We start from the raw sequence: 17,836 nt of genomic DNA, 5'->3' as shown, positions 1-17,836 counted from the left end.
TCGGGATCAAGACCGAGATAGCGCGCATAGGAGCGCACATAACCCGCGATGAACCCTTGGGTTTCAAACACGTTTGGATCGGAATTTTCGATTGCGGAAATGTAGGTTGCTTTGATTTTCAGTTCGCGTTGAACATCGAGCAAGGATTTGGACTGTGTCGCACGTTCACCGCGCATGACATCCCCGAGCCGAAGCTCGAAATCGTCAAAGCCGCGAGGTTCACTTACCTCAACAACGGGCGGTTTGCTCCACCGTCCTATCATGCGAACTGCCCCTACTCTTATCGTTTACACTAGCTCGAATCGCTGAATGTATTGCTAACCCTTACCACGCTATAAGAAGGGTCGCACAGGGGGAAACTTTAGTTAGCCCGCCATTTCGGCACGATTCAGCGCACAATGGCTCCAAAGCGCGTCCAATCCGTGGATAAGCGCATCCATTTCACGCGATCCGTGAACAGGCGACGGGGTAAACCGCAACCGCTCCGTGCCGCGCGGCACGGTTGGGAAGTTCACCGGCTGCACATAAATCCCGTATTGCTCAAGCAACATATCGGACATCAATTTTGTGTGTTTCGGATCGCCGACGATCAGCGGCACAATGTGCGAGCCATGATCGGTGATCGGAAGACCCAGACCTTTAAGACGGGTTTTGAGAATGGCCGCTTGGGTCTGGTGCTCTTTACGCAGCGCCACACCGCCCTCGCCCTTGAGGTGCGCAATCGACGCCGCCGCACCGGCAGCGACCGCCGGAGGGATAGAGGTCGTGAAGATAAAACCGGGCGCATAGGAGCGCACCGCGTCACACATTTTCGCGGACGCGGCGATATAACCACCAAAGACGCCGACCGCCTTGCCGAGTGTGCCGTTGATAATGTCGATGCGGTCCATCAGGCCATCACGCTCGGCCACACCGGCGCCACGTTCGCCGTACATGCCAACCGCGTGCACTTCGTCGATATACGTCAGTGCGCCAAATTCGTCGGCCAGATCAAGCATCTCTTCGATGGGACCAAAATCGCCGTCCATGGAATAGACGGATTCGAATGCGATCAGTTTGGGCGCGTCCTTGTCGGACGCCTCAAGCAGCGCGCGCAGGTGCGCCATGTCGTTGTGACGGAAAATACGTTTCGCGCCGCCATTGCGACGAATGCCCTCAATCATGGAGGCGTGGTTCAATTCATCCGAATAGATGATAAGCCCCGGAAACAGTTTTGGCAGCGTCGACAGGGTGGCGTCATTGGCAATGTAGGCCGACGAAAACACCAAAGACGCTTCTTTATTGTGCCAATCTGCCAATTCCGCCTCAAGGCGTTTATGGTAGACAGTTGTGCCAGAAATGTTGCGTGTACCGCCGGAGCCTGCGCCCGTTGCGTCCACTGCATCTTTCATCGCGGTCAGGACATCGGGGTGTTGACCCATGCCAAGGTAATCGTTGCCGCACCATACGGTGACAGGCTTTTCAGATCCATCGGGCTTTTTCCACGTCGCATGGGGGAAATTACCGCGCTTGCGCTCAATGTCGATAAAGGTGCGATACCGCCCCTCGTCATGAAGTCGCTGCAACGCCTCGTCAAGCTTCGCTGTATAATCCAATGGTAGTCCTTTCGCGCGTCTTTCGTCTGACCCTTTTAGCAACCAAATTTTTAAAAAGCGACTCGTATTCACAAATTGATACATGTCGGTGCTATGGGTCGATACCGTCCTGTTCACTGGCTTAGTCATAACGTGTTCTAATTTCGTTTAAGAATGATCTATGTCAACCCGCATCCCATCTCTGGACACTGCAAACTGGCCCGTTAGTGTGCGACAAATGCGCCAGCACATCCTGAAAGGTAATCGATCATGACCCAAACACCCGCCCCACTGCTCGCCCCGCGCCTCGCCTCGGTCCTTGGCCGTATCGATGCCGACCTTGATGGCGCATTGGCGCGTTTGATTGATCTGTTGTCCATCCCGTCGATCTCCACCGATCCGGCCTATAAGGCCGATTGCGCCCGTGCCGCCGATTGGTTGGTTGCGGATTTACGCTCTTTTGGCGTAGACGCAGAGACCATCGCGACCCCCGGTCATCCGATGGTGATGGGCCACGTCGATGGCCCAAAAGACAAAAAGACGCCGCACCTGGTGTTTTACGGCCATTATGACGTGCAACCCGTCGACCCGCTCAATCTGTGGGCCAGTGATCCATTCGCCCCCGCCGTTGAGACCACCGCCAAAGGCCGCATGATCCGTGGGCGCGGCGCGTCAGATGACAAGGGGCAATTGATGACCTTTGTCGAGGCCTGTCGTGCATGGGTTGCCGAGAATGGCGCATTGCCATGTGAAATCACGTTCTTTTTCGAGGGCGAAGAGGAAAGCGGCTCGCCCTCCCTCGTCCCGTTTATGAATGAATACAAGGAGCGCCTCAAAGGCGATGTGGCGCTGATCTGTGACACCGGCCTGTTTGGCCACGACACCCCCGCCATTGTCACCATGCTGCGCGGCCTGATGGGCGAAGAGATCGTGATCAAGGCCGCCGACAAAGACCTGCATTCGGGCATGTATGGCGGCCCGTCCCAAAACCCGATCCGCGTGCTCACCCGTATTCTGGCGGGGCTACATGACGACACTGGTCGCGTCACACTTGACGGTTTTTATGACGGTGTGCCCGAACTGCCCGCCGATGTTGCGGCCCAGTGGCAAGTCTTGGGATTTGAGCACGAGGCATTCTTGGGCGAGGTGGGCCTCAGCCAGCCCGCAGGCGAACATGACCGTACAGCATTGGAAATGATCTGGTCACGCCCGACGATGGAATTTAACGGCATCATTGGCGGCTACACGGGGGACGGGTTCAAAACCGTGCTGCCCGCACAAGCCTCCGCCAAAGTCTCCGCGCGCCTTGTCGGCACGCAAGACCCCCATAAAATCCGCGAAAGCCTACGCGCTTATGTCGAGGCGCACCTGCCCGCTGATTGCACCGTCGAATTCCACCCGCACGGCGCCTCGCCTGCCTCGGTGATGGAAACAACCCACCCCGCGTTTGAGGCCACACGCCAAGCCCTGTCCGATGAATGGCCCAATGAGGCCGCTTTTATCGGCTGTGGCGGCTCAATCCCGATTGCGGGCTATTTCAAAAAGATCGTTGGCGTTGACGCTCTTTTGACCGGCTTTGCCCGCGACGATGACGCAATCCATAGCCCCAACGAGAAATACGATCTGGAGTGCTTTCACAAAGGTATGCGCTCATGGGCGCGGATTTTGGATGCTGTGAGCCAAGGATAGTCCGTTGCCCCTATCCCTCATGATTGCGCGCGTGTTGCGTCTTTTGCTGGCCGCAGGCGCGTTGTCGGGGCTTGTCCTTGCTGCGTTGTGGTGGTCGGGCAAGCCGCCCAAAGAGACCCAAGGCATCTGGATCACCAATGGCTACGGGCTTGTTTTTGATATCTCGCCTGTCTCGATTGCGATCCACGAGATAACGCCCGTCTCCTGCATCCCATGGCAAACCATGCCGGCACATATGGGGATGGTGCGCCGCCTTGCGGGATATACGTTTACCGCACAGGGCGACGATCTATCCATTGCGGTTGCGGACGCAGTTGGTGATATGCGCGCCTACCGTGTTGACGCCCTGCCCGATCAATGCGTGAACGGCAGACAGGCCGGCCCCCTTGAGACATTCGACATCTTTTGGCGCACGTTCGAGACCCATTATCCAAACTTTGCACGTTACGGCGTAGACTGGGACGCGCGCCGTGATGAGGCCATGGCGGCCCTTGCAGGAAATTTCGACCCAAAACATCTCTCGGATGTCATGACCCACGCCGTGCGCGACCTTGACGATGGTGATATCCACCTGATGACCCCCTCGGGCGATGTGTCACCGCACAGCCCCGCGCCGTGGGACAAGGATCAACGCGCGTTGTGGCAGGTCACAGACAGCTACCTGACCTCCGAGCGCCAGTTTATCGAAACAAGCGGCATCCGCCACGGCTGGCTTGACGGCGAGATCGCCTATCTTGGTGTCCACCACATGGAATCCGAGCCGCCATTGGGACAAACCATGGCATCACAGGCCGCACGCGTGGTCGACCAACTGGGCGCGTTATATGCGGACGCCAAAGGTGTCATTGTTGATCTACGCTTTAACGCGGGCGGCTCTGATACGGTTGCGCTCACCTATGCGGGGTTGTTTTCCGCCGCGGACTGGCCCGCCGGATTGAAACAGACCCAAATCACACGCGGCTACATGAGCCCTTCGACCGCTTTTTACGGGCGCGGCTCACAGGCAGCACTCAACGCCCCTGTGATGGTTCTGACAAGCTCTGAGACCTCGGGTGCCGCGGAAACCTATGTCATGGCGGTGGGAGAATTGGCGCAAGTAAGCATCATGGGGGAGCCCACCAACGCAACCCCGTCTAACATCATGGTGCGGGCCCTGCCGAACCAATGGCAATTTACGCTGCCGCATCAAACCTATGCCTTGGCAAACGGTACTCCGGTGACACAGACCGGCATCGCACCAGATATCTCTTATCCGTTTGACGTTGAGGGATTTTCCAATGGCAAGGACACGATGCTTGAGGCGGCGCTCACGCGTCTTGCACAGGCGCGCTAATCAAAGACGCTCAAGGCTATGATCGTCGGCGGCTGTGGTGGAGGTGGTGGTGCGCGGCGCACCACGCACCAATTTGATCGCAAGCAACACCCAAGGCGTGCCATGCAACACCAGATCAAACATATCAATAGGCCGCACCAGATCACCCGCCACAAGCATATTTAACTTGGTCCAGACATGCGGCTCGGGGACAAACGAGGCCAGCCCAAGCGTCAAAGATGCGACAATGAGGGAGGATAGCGGGAGGGAATCAATGAATTTCATGGGTGCGGTATGCCTATGTCCGACGCAAGGGTCTGTGATTTTATCACCAAGACATAGCGCGTTAGGTCAGCACGTCACGCCACAATCGAATAGTCCCGCAAAAAGACGCGCAGCATCGAGATAATGCGTCATGGCCAACCTGTGGGCAGAACATTCCTAAGCACGGCTCAGCGCCCTTCCCACAAGAAACATCAAGGTCACAATTGCACTGATTACGAAGCGCAGCAAACAAACGTGAGCGTGTTTATGGTGACGCAAGTCATGCGCGCAAACAAAGTGGACGGCACCGGATCGACACTTATTCAGGTCGCGATTTAGGAAAGCTGATTTGGCCCGACCCGCGCGCCGTTGGCACGGTTTTGTGCGGCAACATAGGAGCGCGCCAGCAATAGCAAGATCGGCGAGAACAGAACGATGTAGGCGAAAGAGCCCCATTCGTTGCTCACATCCGCGCCGCCAAGGACAACCACGATAATAGATGCAAGATTGACGATAATCGCACCAATCGTTGCGAGGGTCGCGATCACCAACATGGGGCTTTCCCAACGATGGCGATACACTTTGGCACTGCTGATGTTATATGTCTCACACATGATTTTTGCGCTTAGTTGACGTTGTAGATGATGCGGTCCTTGGGAATGGCCAAAACCGATAAGGTGCGGCCAACCCTGGAAACCGCGTTGCGTCTTGGACCGTCAGACACTGTGAATAGTTCGTCACGTATGCCGCCAAGCTGATCGCGTGGCGTGCAGCCAAAAGAAGCCGAGCAAACAGGTGTTTCACAAAAATGTCTCCAACAGGTGTTCGTGTTGGGTCATGTTTTAGTGAGGAAACAAAAGCGGTCCACCAAAGTGTCTCAAAGTGTTTCGAAATGGCATGAAACGGTGGTTTCACTGTAAATTCGGGACATGTTTTCTATTTCATGCATCGTCAAATGCCCCAACAAGGGGCGTACCCGCGTTCACGGCGATAGACGCGGGGGCAGAGCACAGGGACTTTTCTACTCTGGAGAGTCCCTGCGCCACCTGATGGCTTGGCGGCATTAAAAGCTGTGGTCACGTGTGAGATATGAAGGCGTGGATGCCGTTGTGATTTTCAGCGCAATGGCGTTGAGCACCGAAAAAAGTCTCTAACCAACATTGGGGCCATGTCATTGAGGGTTTGCTGAATTTTAAGACATCAGCCTGTAAGTTCATGACGCGTGAAATGCACAATTGTGGCGCGAACTGTCGGCCACTTGGCGGCGTCAGCGCCCCTCAACGTGCAAGGACGGTAATCCCGCGGCCCGTGGCGCGTCACGCAGGGGAAAACGTGTTGCGGCATTCTTGACCGAACGGTTAAGTCGCTCAAACTGAGGTCGCGGTTGCGTCCAACAAATGATGATGTGGAAGACTTTTATGCGATCGACCCTAACGCCCCCACCCTTGCATGAGGATCGGGCCAAATTTAATCTGGTTTTGATCACTGGCGAGCAGTTTCGCCTCACGCCGTTCCAGTTTTTTCAGGCGATCACGGATAAGCACTCGCTGTTCTTCTTTGTGTATGCCGGATTCTTCATCGGCTACCTCTACCCCCTCTCATTTCTCGTGCTTGAAACCGGCGAAACCGCAAATTCGGTGCCATGGTGGCAAGCCTCGGTGACGCTGGTCGTTCACGAGCTTGTGTTGCTCGCAATGCTTACGATTCAGATTTGGATGTGGCCCTATCTCATACGGCGCTGGCCGTTCTTGGTGTTGCCGCTGCCTCTCGTGATGGTGTTTAGCGTGCTTATACTGGAAACAGTAAAGCGCCAGGGTGCGGTGATATTTTACGGCGACATGGGTGTTGAATGGATTGAACGCATTGGCTTTTTACAAGCCTTTGTCGTTGATTACGTGTATATTTTCATGCTCGAAGTCGCTTATTCGATGTTCGTCGTCTCGCATGTCAAAGTCTATTCGGACGTTGTGATAAATCCGCGTGCGGGTGGGCTAGCCCGTATTCAACGCGAAGCGCGCGAACGGGAGCACCAGCGCGCCGCGCACGCCGTGGCCACCCACGTGAACGCTGATCCCACCGCGCCCGCCACACCGCAGCCCGCAGCCCACCCAAATACACAGCACACAATTTCAATTGCAGGAGAAACGATCACGCTGGCTGATTTGCGGGCCATCCGCGCCGAAGAACACTATATCCGTCTCGATATGGCGAAGGGTGAAAAGATGTTGCGTTATCGGCTGGCTGATGCCGTTGAACAAATCCCTGCCGCGTACGGCATTCAGGCGCATCGCTCGGTTTGGGTCGCATTTGGCGCAATCGAAAAGGTCACGCGTCTGGCAGAGGGAAAATTGTTGTTGACCATGACAACGAATGACCGAATTACAGTTCCGCGTGCACGACGCAAGGCCGTCGAACAGGCCCTGGAAACATTTGGCGGCTGACGCGATATTGTTTTGTTTTTTTTAATACTGTTTGGTCTGCCATAGCCATATCCCGATCGGACAATTTCGCATAAGCTAAAGGCGATATCGAACTTTGGGAGAACTCCATGTATGACTTGGCAATTCTATGGGACTGGGCCGCGTTTTCGGTCCGTTGGCTCCATGTTGTGACCGCAATGGCGTGGATCGGCGCGTCATTCTATTTTATCGCCCTCGATCTGATGCTCAAACCCCGTGACACCCTGCCCGCAGGCGCACATGGCGAGGAATGGGAAGTTCACGGCGGCGGGTTCTATCACACCGTCAAATACATGGTTGCCCCCTCCGAGATGCCCGAGCATCTGACTTGGCACAAATGGCAAAGCTACACGACGTGGCTCTCTGGTGCGGCGCTTTTGATGATCGTCTACTGGATGGGCGGTGAGCTGTTCTTGCTTGACCCGACCAAAGCCGATCTCGCGCTTTGGCAAGGGATTTTGATTTCCGGCGGCTCGCTCACCATCGGGTGGATTGCCTATGACGCAATGTGCAAATCAGAGCTAAGCGAACGCCCGACCGTTTTGATGTTGCTCTTGTTCGTGATCCTCGTTGTAATGTCGTGGGGCTATCACCAGATTTTCACGGGTCGCGCCGCCCTTTTGCATCTTGGCGCATTCACCGCCACGATCATGACCGCCAACGTGTTTTTCCAAATCATGCCAAACCAGCGGATCGTTGTGGCCGATCTAAAGGCGGGCCGCGCGCCCGATCCCAAATACGGTAAGATCGCCAAAGTCCGCTCGACCCATAACAACTATCTCACTTTGCCTGTCGTGTTTTTGATGCTGTCCAACCACTACCCTCTGGCCTTTGGCACCCAATACGCGTGGATCATTGCCAGCCTTATTTTCCTCACGGGCGTCACCATCCGTCATTACTTCAACACCATGCATAAAACCGGCGCTGGTCCCAATTGGACGTGGTTCGTGACGGTTGTGTTGATGCTCGTGATTGCATGGCTGTCCACCGTTCAAGGCGCAGAAACCTATGAGGAGGCCGAGGCACGCGCCCTCACCCCTTACGAGCAAAAGTACACGGCGGTAGACAGCTTTGAAGAGGCGTATTACGCGGTGGTTGGCAATTGCTCGATGTGTCATGCGCGCGAGCCGTCATGGGATGGGTTGCGCTGGGCGCCCAAGAATGTGTTTTTAGAAACGCAGAGCGATGTGGCACGCCACGTCGATCAAATCTATCTTCACGCCGGTGTGAGCCATGCAATGCCGCCGCCCAATGCCATCCAAATGGACGATGACGCCCGCGCGTTGATCGTCGCATGGCTGCGCGATGTGCGCGCGCAATAATCACGGTATACGCTACTGCGCATTGCCCCGCTCCCAGCCCAATTTTTGAACAACATCATCTGTGACCCGCGCCTTTCCCCACTGCGCGGGATCAAGAGCGAAATCGGGCGCACAAAAATCAACAAGCGTGTCGATGGGATCGCGATCAATATCAAACACCAAAAGCCGGTCTTGTTCAGCGGCAAAAAACGCCCTGACGGCGTTATGATGGCGCGCATGCTCATCGCGCCATTGATCCAGAACCTCCGCCTCGGATTGCGCGAGGCGCGCCATAGATCGCTTCAGGTACTGTCCATCATTGTGACGTGCGCGGCTCATCACCCATGCGTCACACTCACGAACATTCAGAACAAATTTTGCCCGTGGGTAGTCACGCGCGAGCCGGTCGAAAAACTTGAAGTTTTCGATTTTGATGGGCGAATTCGGGAGATCATGCTCCATATCGAAATGCGCATCAAAGTCTTCCAAGCCCTGCACCGCTGGACGGCCCGCACATATATTATGATGAATCACAAGTTGCGGATGCAGTTTTGAAACCACCGGATGCCCCGCGAGCCGCGCGCGCCGTCCGCTACTATGAAGGGCGGAGTGACCCGAGTTTATAAACAACCAAAACAGTGCGGTCGTCGCCGTTTTGTTGAACCCAATTTGAAAAAGTTTTGGTTCCATCTGTATTCCCCCCTAATCGGTCACGTTAAGTGTGTTCGCGTGATGAGGTCAGGCCGTATGCGGTCCGCGCGTTACAGCAATCCGTGCAGCCTTGGGACTTGCGCCTGCGTCAAGGTCCACAACATCCCCGAGACTGGCCATTCCCGAAAGCGTTTCACTCAATGTGCGTCGGCGCACATCGAGGATGATCTTACCGTCTGGTTTGACCGCATCCTTGAAAAAGGTCTCATATGTCGTCCAAGGATAGTGAAATCCGCATGAGATAAAGCTCACGACGAGATCTTGGTCGCGGATATCAGCAATAGATCGGCGCTCAGGATTGAGCGTTTGAATACGATCGGGATCGAGTCCGTTCAAACCTAACGATGCGGCAGCCACCGCAAGGCTAGAGTACCCTGCTCCCGTCTGTTGAAATCCGAAATGACGCTCGTTTGTGTGCTCGAGGTCGATCAGCGTTAGGTTGCAATCGAAATCTTGTGCGAGGAACAGATCAAAGAACGCATAGCCACAACCGATGTCGGTCACAGCCAAAGGTGGATTGGCGGCAATAATCGGGAAAAGTTCCTCGTACTCAAACAAAATGAACGCCGCCGCGCGCCGAATGAGCGTATCTTGACCGATTTGCGCGACGAGAGCCTCCAGTGGCACCGTTTCGCCGCGAATCCATGCCTGTATGTAGCTGTTATAGTTATCCTGATCACGGATAATTTCAGAGCGTTGCAAAATGAGATTTAGCACATCTGAGGGCGCGAACGCCGACGTATCCAATTGCGCAATGCGCGGGGTCGAGGTTTTATCAATCGCCATATCAAGGGTAATCATACTGTGCCTTTGTCATGTTCCACGCGACGATACTAAAGTCTCCGCAAATGTAAACGTTTGGCGCGTGACACGCACAGATATGGGGGCTTGGAGCACCATGAGGGCAAACATGGGGGCAGGCAAAATACCCACTTGGCAAATGGTCTCTCACCTCCCTAGGTGCTTGTTGTGGAGCGCGCAGGCAACCCGAGCACGCCTCGCACCGTCACAGGGTGAAGGCCGCCACAAAGGCATCGACGGCCGCGTCACTGTCGCCTTGGGCAAAGGCTTCCATGCCGATAGGGCCACGGTAGCCCATTTTGTCGAGGGCGGCGGCGATCCCCGCGTAGTTGATCTCGCCCGTTCCCGGCTCACACCGTCCCGGATTGTCGGCAACCTGCAACTCGCCAATCCACGGCAGACAGGCCGCGCACCACCGCACCAGATCCCCCTCACCGATCTGCGTGTGATAAAGGTCGAGGTTGATACGCAATTGCGGGCGATCAATCGCGGACACAAGCGCAAGCACATCTGCGGTAGAGCCGAACGGGCATCCGGGATGGTCAAGCGGGTTAAGGTTTTCGAGCGTAAAAACAACGCCCTCCTCCTCCGCCATATCACAAATACGGTTGAGCGTATCACGGGCGCGCAGCGTCATTGCGGGGGAAAACACACCGTGATGCGGGATCGGAATACCACCATCGCCAAGGCCCGTGCCATGTAGATTGAGACGGTCAACACCCAAACGCTTGCCCACCTGCGCGGTTTTGCGTGCGGACGCCAACAGCATGTCTGCACCCGCGTCATCGGCCAGACGCCCCTCAAGATAGCCGTTCATAATGGTGTAATTCGCACCCACGGCCTCAACCTTGTCCAGATCGTGATCGGGGTAGTTCCACAGGCCGACACCAAGCCCGCGCTCGGTAAGCCGCGCGGCACGCCACTCCATCGGTTTATCGTTCCATAGCATCTCTGCGCAAACGGCGAGTTGGAAGGGCTGGGTCATGGTCATGTCTTTCAAAACGGGGCGCGGCGCGCCGATCACATCAGGTGTTCAACGGGGGGTGCGGGGACGAAGCGCCATGCGCGGCGGGGGCCGGCCATGACGTTGAGGTAATACATCTCGAACCCGTGGGGCGCGCCGCACGGATGATGGCCGCGCGGGACGCACACCACATCGCCGTCATGCACCGCCATCGTCTCGTTCAGGCTCAAATCATCGGTGTAGACGCGTTGAATGCCAAAGCCGTCAGCGGGGTTGAGGCGGTGGTAATAGGTCTCTTCGAGATAGGTGATGCGCGGAAAGTCGTCCTCGTCGTGGCGGTGGCTCGGGTAGCTCGACCAGTTGCCCGCAGGCGTGAACACTTCGGTCACGAGCAAGCTGTCGCAGTAGTCCTCGTTCTCCATCGCGATGTTGTTGATATGGCGCGTGTTGCTGCCCTCGCCGCGCTGCGTGAGCGTAATGCCATCAGGGCCAATGCGCCGCGCCGCGTGGCCCGATTTCCCCGGAGCCTTGCACACCGCAATGGTCGCATCCGTGGTGCATTCAAGCGCCCAGTCGCTCTCATTGGGCACATATAGACAATGGGGCGGCGTCTTTTCAAACACGCTCATGCGATCGCCCAATTCGCCCCAATCCTTGCCCGCCGCCGTGATCGTGGCCTTGCCCTCGACCATAACCAAAATGACCTCGGTCTCGCCAGTGGCCTCGGCCCATGTTTCGCCAGCGCGCAGCTTGATCAGGTCAAACCCGACATAGCGCCAATCGGCGCTTTCGGGCGTGATCTGATGCACTTTGCCGTGGGTGCCAAAGGGACGTTTCAATAGATCGGGCATAGGACTGACTCCTTAGATAAGACCTGTCTCGCGGGCGAGACGTTTGAGCGTGGCCAGACCGAGGGTCTGATACAACAGCGGGTTGCGCAGATCGGGGTCTTGCTCGGCCTCGATCACAATCCAGCCCTCATAGCTCGTGTCTTTGAGGATCTGCAAAAGCGGCTCAAATTCAACCGCACCCTCTTGATCGCCCGGCACCGTAAACACCGATCCGCGCACGCCATCCATGAACGACCAGCCCTCGGCCTCGACTTGGGCGCGCACTTTGGGGCGGACATTTTTGGCGTGGAAGTGCCGCACGCGGGCGGCGTGTTTGGCCAAAACAACCGCCGGATCGCCGCCACCAAAATAGCAGTGCCCCGCATCAAACAACAGTTTCGTGGCCCCGCCCGCCGCAAGGGTTTCGGCCATAAACGCATCGATATCGGCGGGGCTTTGCACCACGGTGCCCATGTGGTGGTGATAGACCAGATCAATGCCCTGATCCGCGCAATACTGTGCAATCGCCTCGACGCGGATCGCAAAGTCCTTCATCCCTGCGGCGTCCAATGTGGGCCGCTCTGACAGCGGTTTTTGATCGCCTTGGATGGTGTTGGACGTCTCGCAGGCAATGCAGACGGTACAGCCGTTGTGCTTGAGCTTGTCCAGATGCGGCTGGATCGCCGCTTTTTCGTCCTCGATGGAATTGGCGAGCACGCCCAACGAATGCCACCCTGAGATAAATGTGAGGCCGTAGTCGGCCAACAGCGTGCGCAGCGCCTCTGGATCATCTTGCGGCCAACGGTGGCCGTTCTCAATGCCGTCAAAGCCGATCTGACGCCCCGCCTCGTCCAAAATACGGATCGTGGGAATATCCGCGCCCAAGGATTGGTCGTCATCATTGGCCCATGCAATGGGATTGGTGCCGAATTTAATCATAGCTGTCGTCTCTTAGTTGATCAGGCTCTGGCGAGCGATTTGGGTGATGTAATCGGCGTAGCGGTCGCGCTGTTTCTGGCGCTCGGAGACCTGCGGGACGGCAACGTCCCAGAAGTATCCGTGCGCGCCTGCACGCGTGTCCAGACCCGTGCCGGGAAAGGTTTTTGCGGTGGTCTCGATCACGATCACGGTCGGGATGTTGCGGGTCCGCGCCGCCTTGATCTCGGCCTCAAGCTGATCTGTAGTCGCCGCCTTGACCGCATGCGCCCCCATGCTTGCAGCATGCGCCACGTAGTCGATCTTTGGCTGATCCTCCACGTTGCAATCCACATACATGTTGTTGAACGGCTCACCGCCACAGCCCATGGTTTGCAAGCGGTTGATACAGCCGTAGCCCGCGTTGTCGGTCAACACCACGGTGAACGGAATGCGGCGCATGACGGCCGTGGCCAGTTCAGAATTGGCCATCATGTAAGAGCCGTCGCCGACAAAACAGATCACGTCGCGCGCGGGTTCGGCCAGTTTGAGCCCCATGGCCCCCGCCACCTCATACCCCATGCACGAATAGCCGTATTCCATGTGATAGCCGCCCTGCGCGGGTTGCCACAGCAGTTTTAGCGCGCCGGGCATGGTGCCCGCCGCGCACATGGCAATCGCCGTCTCGTCGGTGGCGCGTTGCACCGCACCGATCACTTGCCCGTCCGTGGGCTTGGCCGCTTGGTCATCAGGGCGCGCGCAATAGGCGTCCACCGCGCGCAGCCAGTCCTCGCGGGCCTGCGCATTCGGAGCCTCGGCTTTGTAGTTGCCGATGGCTGCGGTGAGCGCCTCAAGCGCCACTTTCGCATCACCCACGAGGCTCACCGCGCCGTGTTTGGCCGCGTCATAGCCGTGAATATTGATCGAGACCAGTGTCGCGTCCGCGCCAAACAGGGTCCGCGAGCCGGTGGTAAAATCCTGCAAACGTGTGCCGACCCCAATCACCAGATCCGCCGCCTCAGTGGCCGCATTGGCCGCCGCAGAGCCATCGACGCCCAATGCGCCAAAGTTCATCGGGTGGCTTTGTGCGAGGGCGGATTTACCCGCTTGGGTTTCCACAACGGGGATGCCGTGTTGGGTCGCGAAGGCCGCAAGGGTCTGTTCGGCGCCGGCGTAGATCACACCGCCGCCCGCAATAATCACAGGGTTGCGCGCGGATTTGATCAGGCTCGCGACCTCATCCAACTCGCGGGCATCCGGCGCGGGGCGGCGCGTGTGCCACACCCGTGGCTCAAAAAACGCCTCGGGATAATCGTAAGCCTCCGTCTGCACATCTTGGCAAAACGCCAAAACCGCTGGGCCGCAATTGGCCGGATCGGTCATGGTCCGCAGCGCCCGCGGCAGCGCGGTCAGGAGATGTTCGGGCCGCGTGATACGGTCAAAATAGCGCGACACCGGCTTGAAGCAGTCGTTGGCCGACACGGTGCCATCGTCAAAATCCTCAACCTGTTGCAGCACCGGATCAGGGCGGCGGTTTGCAAACACGTCCCCCGCCACGATCAGCAGAGGCAAACGGTTCACATGCGCCAGTGCTGCTGCGGTCACAACGTTGGTGGACCCCGGCCCGATGGAGGTGGTTACAGCCATCGCACGGGTGCGCTTTTTACCCTTGGCATAGGCAATCGCCGCATGCGCCATGGTTTGTTCGTTCTGGCCGCGCCATGTGGGAAAGACATCGCGGGCGGCATGAAGCGCCTCGCCGATGCCCGCCACATTGCCGTGGCCAAAAATGGCCCACATGCCATCGATGTAGCGCTCGAGCTTTTGATTGCCTACCGCTTCGCTACTTGAGGCGGATTTTTGTACGCCTACCGCTTCGCTACTTGAGGCGGTGGGCGTCATTTGCACCGAGAGCCATTTGATCATCGCCTGTGCGGCGGTCAGTCGGATGGTGTTGCTCATTGCACGGTCTCCATCGCTTTGGCACGGGCATTATCCCAGACCTGACACAGGCGGGTGTAGCGCGCGGCCATGTCATCAACCGCCGCCGCATCGCTCATCTCGCCCGTCATCCATGCGCGGGCGGCATCGCCAAAAATCGTCCGGCCAACCGCAAAACCTTTGACGAGTGCGAAGCCCGCGGCCACTTCGAAACTCGCGGACAGCTCTGCCTCGGGCGCATCAAGCCCGAGCACCACGATGCCGCGCGTGTGTCGGTCAAAATCTTCGATGGCAGATACGGCGGCGGCCCAGCCCTCCGCATCCGCCATCGGTTCCAGCTTCCACCAGTCGGGGTAAACCCCGATCTCGTAGAATTGCCGGATCAAAGTGGCGGTCGTATCGGGAGCAATGACCCCCACTTTTGATGGAATGAGTTCAAGTAAGAATTCAAGGTTGTTGCGCCGCGCAGCCTCGAACAGGCGCTTGACCGTGGCCTCCTGATCGGCGCGGGTCGCCGCGTCATCGTCGGGGTGGCAAAAGCACAGGCATTTGACGACATTCTCCCGCGCCCATTGGCTCAGCCCGCCAAAATCGGACCCCAGTTCAGGCTCCAACGTCAACGGCCGCGAGGCGGGCCATTCGGTCGGACGTCCGATCCAAAGCCCGGACCCTGACGCCGCATGAAGTGCCGCCTTGCCAATGCGGTTGTCGCACAAGATACCGTAGCCATCTTGGCCGTTTTGCACCCGCTGCGCCGCTTTGAGGCACAGTTCCTTGAACGCGCCGCCGCGCTCAATCGTGTAGCCGTCCATCTGTTCAAGCTGCATACGGTGGTCAAAGGCAAACACCCGCATGGTGGACCAGTCGCCCGCATTGCGCGTGTGGCGCGTGGTGGACCAGTGGATTTGCTCAAGCGCCGGATCGTTGCGCAAATCCTTTTGCACCACACCGCGCCCGAGGAAAAACTCAAGTTCCTCAACACTCGGATAGGCGGGCGTGCAGCCGTGACGCGACACCGCGAAGGCGCCGCAAGCATTGGCGTATTTGAGCGCCGTGGGCCAACTCACCGCATCCAGTGTCTCCGCCTCCATCCACCCTTTGAGCAGACCGGAGAAAAATCCATCCCCCGCGCCAAGCACGTTGAACACTTCGATCGGGAACCCCTGCCCCGTTTGGCCGCCATCAAGGCTATCAGGGATCGCGCCCTCAAAGGCTGACGCACCAAGCGCGCCGCGTTTGCACACCAGTGTCGCACTCGATTGCTCGCGCACCGCACGCAAAGCGGCAAGCGTATCGGTGGAGCCGCCTGCGATATGGAACTCTTCCTCGGTGCCCACAATGAGATCAAAATAGTGCAGCGTGGACAAAAGCTTATCCGTAACAGCCTGACTTTCGACAAAGCGGCTTTCGCCGTCACCATGCCCCGCCACGCCCCACAGGTTGGGACGGTAATCGATATCAAGCGCGGTGCGGATGCCGTGTTCGCGGGCAATCTTGAGCGCCTTGATCACCGCCGCTGCGGTTTTGGGATTGGACAGGTGCGTGCCGGTGACAACAACAGCCCGCGCGCGTGTGATAAACGCAGGATCAATATCGTCCTCGCACAGCGCCATATCCGCGCAGTCCTCACGGTAGAAGATCAGCGGAAACTGGTCCTCGTCGCGAATGCCCAAAATCACCAAGGCCGTCAGGCGGTCGGGATCGGTCACAACACCGTCCGTGCACACGCCCTCGCGCGCCAGTTGCTCGCAGATAAACCGCCCCATATGCTCATCGCCCACACGGCTGATCAACGCGGTTTTTAGCCCCAAACGGGACGTCCCGCACGCGATGTTCGTCGGACTGCCGCCAATGTATTTGTCGAACGACCCCATGTCCTCCAACCGCCCGCCAATCTGCGTGCCATACAAATCAACGCCCGCGCGCCCTATCGTGATTACGTCAATGTCTGTCATCGGTCTATCCAATCTGCACAGGGCGGCCGTTCGACGTCGCCATTGCGTGAATGATGCGTTCTATTTCATAGCCTTGGGCAAAGTTCGGGCCGACATGTGCGCCCCCGCCGATCGCGCGCAACAGATCACGCGCCTCGACCACTTTTTGCTCGTTAAAGCCGAAATTATGCCCCGGTGCGGGACAAAACGCGGTGAAATCCGGTTGCTCGGGTCCAGTCAGATGACGGGTGAACCCCGCCTCGCCCGACCTGTGGACCCAAAGCTCGTTCATGTTCTCTTGATCAAAGACAAGCGTACCGTTGGAGCCGTGGATTTCCCACTGCAAACGGCATTTGCGCCCCCGTGCCACACGCGATGTGGCAAAGGATCCATGTGCGCCAGAGGCAAAGCGCAACAATGCCATAGCGCTGTCTTCGTTCTCCACCGGCTTTGGACCATCGGGCGATGCGCGCTGCGGGACCGCGATATGCGTCATCGCAGTGACTTCGGACACAGGACCCATCAGGGCGGTCATCTGGCTGACAAGGTGACAGCCCAAATCACCAAGTGCGCCCAATCCGCCACCCGCGTGGGTCATGCGCCACGACCACGGCAAATCCGGATCGGCGCTATAGTCCTCATCATACACGCCGCGAAACGCCTGTGGCGTGCCAATGTCGCCCGCCGCAATCATCGCACGGGCCGCTTGGAATGCGGGGCTACGCGTATAGTTATAGCCCAAAATTGTAACCTGATCGGGATGGCTCGCGGCCAGATCGGCCATGTGGCGCGCATCGTCAAGCGTCAGCGCCATCGGTTTTTCAAGCCAGACATGCTTGCCCGCATTCAACGCCGCCTCGGCCATGGGGCGGTGCATACCGTTGGGGGTGGTGATCGACACCACGTCCACGGCGTCATCACGCACGGCCGCCTGCCAATCGGTCATGGCACGGGCAAAGCCGAACTGGCCCGCATGTGCATCCGCCGCAGTTTGATCGATGTCACACAGAATTTCCAATCGCGGGCGCGCGCCCCCGAATACGGTGGCAACATTGTTCCACGCCATTGCGTGGCATTTGCCCATGAACCCCGTGCCGATGAGGGCCACGCCAACGGGGCGTTGTGATGTGTCTTGCATGAC

The 17,836-nt window shown here is 57.8% G+C and carries 15 protein-coding genes and 1 pseudogene; 4 read left to right on the top strand and 12 right to left on the bottom strand.

Annotation, left to right across the window (positions count from 1 at the left end; all coding sequences use genetic code 11):
- Window positions 1-11: 11 nt before the first annotated feature.
- Together IMCC12053_RS16195 and hemA are read right to left on the bottom strand one after the other, a co-directional pair.
- Window positions 12-176, bottom strand: a pseudogene (locus IMCC12053_RS16195) (helix-turn-helix domain-containing protein); the annotation flags it as partial.
- 189 nt (window positions 177-365) lie between these two features.
- Complete coding sequence (gene hemA / locus IMCC12053_RS01030; RefSeq protein WP_062220682.1) at window positions 366-1,595, bottom strand: 5-aminolevulinate synthase; 1,230 nt, start codon at window positions 1,593-1,595, stop codon at window positions 366-368.
- 249 nt (window positions 1,596-1,844) lie between these two features.
- On the opposite strand from hemA, the gene IMCC12053_RS01025 reads away from it, so the two are divergent.
- Both IMCC12053_RS01025 and IMCC12053_RS01020 read left to right on the top strand, forming a co-directional pair.
- Window positions 1,845-3,263 (top strand): dipeptidase, encoded by a 1,419-nt coding sequence (locus IMCC12053_RS01025; RefSeq protein WP_062214892.1) that lies wholly within the window; start codon window positions 1,845-1,847, stop codon window positions 3,261-3,263.
- A gap of 4 nt (window positions 3,264-3,267) precedes the next feature.
- On the top strand, window positions 3,268-4,596 hold the full coding sequence (locus IMCC12053_RS01020) for a S41 family peptidase (RefSeq protein ID WP_143089982.1): 1,329 nt from the start codon (window positions 3,268-3,270) through the stop codon (window positions 4,594-4,596).
- Here the strand turns inward: IMCC12053_RS01020 and IMCC12053_RS01015 are convergent, their stop codons facing one another.
- Together IMCC12053_RS01015 and IMCC12053_RS01005 are read right to left on the bottom strand one after the other, a co-directional pair.
- A complete protein-coding gene (locus tag IMCC12053_RS01015) occupies window positions 4,597-4,860 on the bottom strand; it encodes a hypothetical protein (protein WP_062214888.1) in 264 nt (87 codons plus the stop codon).
- A 314-nt stretch (window positions 4,861-5,174) separates the two neighbouring features.
- Complete coding sequence (locus tag IMCC12053_RS01005; protein WP_074906188.1) at window positions 5,175-5,453, bottom strand: hypothetical protein; 279 nt, start codon at window positions 5,451-5,453, stop codon at window positions 5,175-5,177.
- Window positions 5,454-6,257: 804 nt separating this feature from the next.
- On the opposite strand from IMCC12053_RS01005, the gene IMCC12053_RS01000 reads away from it, so the two are divergent.
- Entirely contained in the window at window positions 6,258-7,280 is a 1,023-nt protein-coding gene (locus tag IMCC12053_RS01000; RefSeq protein ID WP_169775295.1) for a LytTR family DNA-binding domain-containing protein, read from the top strand.
- A gap of 107 nt (window positions 7,281-7,387) precedes the next feature.
- A complete protein-coding gene (locus IMCC12053_RS00995; protein WP_062214880.1) occupies window positions 7,388-8,620 on the top strand; it encodes a urate hydroxylase PuuD in 1,233 nt (410 codons plus the stop codon).
- A 12-nt stretch (window positions 8,621-8,632) separates the two neighbouring features.
- Here the strand turns inward: IMCC12053_RS00995 and IMCC12053_RS00990 are convergent, their stop codons facing one another.
- From IMCC12053_RS00990 to IMCC12053_RS00955, 8 genes are all read right to left on the bottom strand, one after another.
- Window positions 8,633-9,289: a sulfotransferase gene (locus IMCC12053_RS00990; RefSeq protein WP_062214878.1), complete on the bottom strand. Its 657-nt coding sequence runs from the start codon at window positions 9,287-9,289 to the stop codon at window positions 8,633-8,635.
- Window positions 9,290-9,337: 48 nt separating this feature from the next.
- Window positions 9,338-10,111: a class I SAM-dependent methyltransferase gene (locus IMCC12053_RS00985; protein WP_062214876.1), complete on the bottom strand. Its 774-nt coding sequence runs from the start codon at window positions 10,109-10,111 to the stop codon at window positions 9,338-9,340.
- A 205-nt stretch (window positions 10,112-10,316) separates the two neighbouring features.
- Complete coding sequence (locus IMCC12053_RS00980; protein ID WP_062220679.1) at window positions 10,317-11,096, bottom strand: TIM barrel protein; 780 nt, start codon at window positions 11,094-11,096, stop codon at window positions 10,317-10,319.
- Between the two features lie 35 nt (window positions 11,097-11,131).
- Entirely contained in the window at window positions 11,132-11,926 is a 795-nt protein-coding gene (gene iolB, locus IMCC12053_RS00975) for a 5-deoxy-glucuronate isomerase (protein WP_062214875.1), read from the bottom strand.
- 12 nt (window positions 11,927-11,938) lie between these two features.
- Window positions 11,939-12,844, bottom strand: coding sequence for a myo-inosose-2 dehydratase (iolE, locus tag IMCC12053_RS00970; RefSeq protein WP_062214873.1), 906 nt, complete (start codon window positions 12,842-12,844; stop codon window positions 11,939-11,941).
- Window positions 12,845-12,856: 12 nt separating this feature from the next.
- Window positions 12,857-14,782 (bottom strand): 3D-(3,5/4)-trihydroxycyclohexane-1,2-dione acylhydrolase (decyclizing), encoded by a 1,926-nt coding sequence (gene iolD / locus IMCC12053_RS00965; protein ID WP_062214871.1) that lies wholly within the window; start codon window positions 14,780-14,782, stop codon window positions 12,857-12,859.
- A complete protein-coding gene (locus tag IMCC12053_RS00960) occupies window positions 14,779-16,716 on the bottom strand; it encodes a bifunctional 5-dehydro-2-deoxygluconokinase/5-dehydro-2-deoxyphosphogluconate aldolase (RefSeq protein ID WP_062214870.1) in 1,938 nt (645 codons plus the stop codon). The genes iolD and IMCC12053_RS00960 overlap by 4 nt, the downstream gene beginning before the upstream one ends.
- A 4-nt stretch (window positions 16,717-16,720) precedes the next feature.
- Window positions 16,721-17,833, bottom strand: coding sequence for a Gfo/Idh/MocA family protein (locus IMCC12053_RS00955; protein ID WP_062214868.1), 1,113 nt, complete (start codon window positions 17,831-17,833; stop codon window positions 16,721-16,723).
- Window positions 17,834-17,836: the final 3 nt, after the last annotated feature.

Origin of the sequence: Celeribacter marinus (genome assembly GCF_001308265.1) — a bacterium.
In the GTDB taxonomy this organism is placed as follows: domain Bacteria; phylum Pseudomonadota; class Alphaproteobacteria; order Rhodobacterales; family Rhodobacteraceae; genus Celeribacter; species Celeribacter marinus.
The sequence above is the reverse complement of the archived record's forward strand: the minus strand, read 5'-3'. Positions and strand labels throughout refer to the sequence as shown.

What these genes read in the sequence shown, in the direction of transcription:
- IMCC12053_RS01025 (WP_062214892.1), top strand. Translation starts at nt 1,845, where the DNA reads ATGACCCAAACACCCGCCCCACTGCTCGCCCCGCGCCTCGCCTCGGTC.
- IMCC12053_RS01015 (WP_062214888.1), bottom strand. Translation starts at nt 4,860, where the DNA reads ATGAAATTCATTGATTCCCTCCCGCTATCCTCCCTCATTGTCGCATCT.
- IMCC12053_RS01005 (WP_074906188.1), bottom strand. Translation starts at nt 5,453, where the DNA reads ATGTGTGAGACATATAACATCAGCAGTGCCAAAGTGTATCGCCATCGT.
- IMCC12053_RS01000 (WP_169775295.1), top strand. Translation starts at nt 6,258, where the DNA reads ATGCGATCGACCCTAACGCCCCCACCCTTGCATGAGGATCGGGCCAAA.
- IMCC12053_RS00995 (WP_062214880.1), top strand. Translation starts at nt 7,388, where the DNA reads ATGTATGACTTGGCAATTCTATGGGACTGGGCCGCGTTTTCGGTCCGT.
- IMCC12053_RS00990 (WP_062214878.1), bottom strand. Translation starts at nt 9,289, where the DNA reads ATGGAACCAAAACTTTTTCAAATTGGGTTCAACAAAACGGCGACGACC.
- IMCC12053_RS00985 (WP_062214876.1), bottom strand. Translation starts at nt 10,111, where the DNA reads ATGATTACCCTTGATATGGCGATTGATAAAACCTCGACCCCGCGCATT.
- IMCC12053_RS00980 (WP_062220679.1), bottom strand. Translation starts at nt 11,096, where the DNA reads ATGACCCAGCCCTTCCAACTCGCCGTTTGCGCAGAGATGCTATGGAAC.
- iolB (WP_062214875.1), bottom strand. Translation starts at nt 11,926, where the DNA reads ATGCCCGATCTATTGAAACGTCCCTTTGGCACCCACGGCAAAGTGCAT.
- iolE (WP_062214873.1), bottom strand. Translation starts at nt 12,844, where the DNA reads ATGATTAAATTCGGCACCAATCCCATTGCATGGGCCAATGATGACGAC.
- iolD (WP_062214871.1), bottom strand. Translation starts at nt 14,782, where the DNA reads ATGAGCAACACCATCCGACTGACCGCCGCACAGGCGATGATCAAATGG.
- IMCC12053_RS00960 (WP_062214870.1), bottom strand. Translation starts at nt 16,716, where the DNA reads ATGACAGACATTGACGTAATCACGATAGGGCGCGCGGGCGTTGATTTG.
- IMCC12053_RS00955 (WP_062214868.1), bottom strand. Translation starts at nt 17,833, where the DNA reads ATGCAAGACACATCACAACGCCCCGTTGGCGTGGCCCTCATCGGCACG.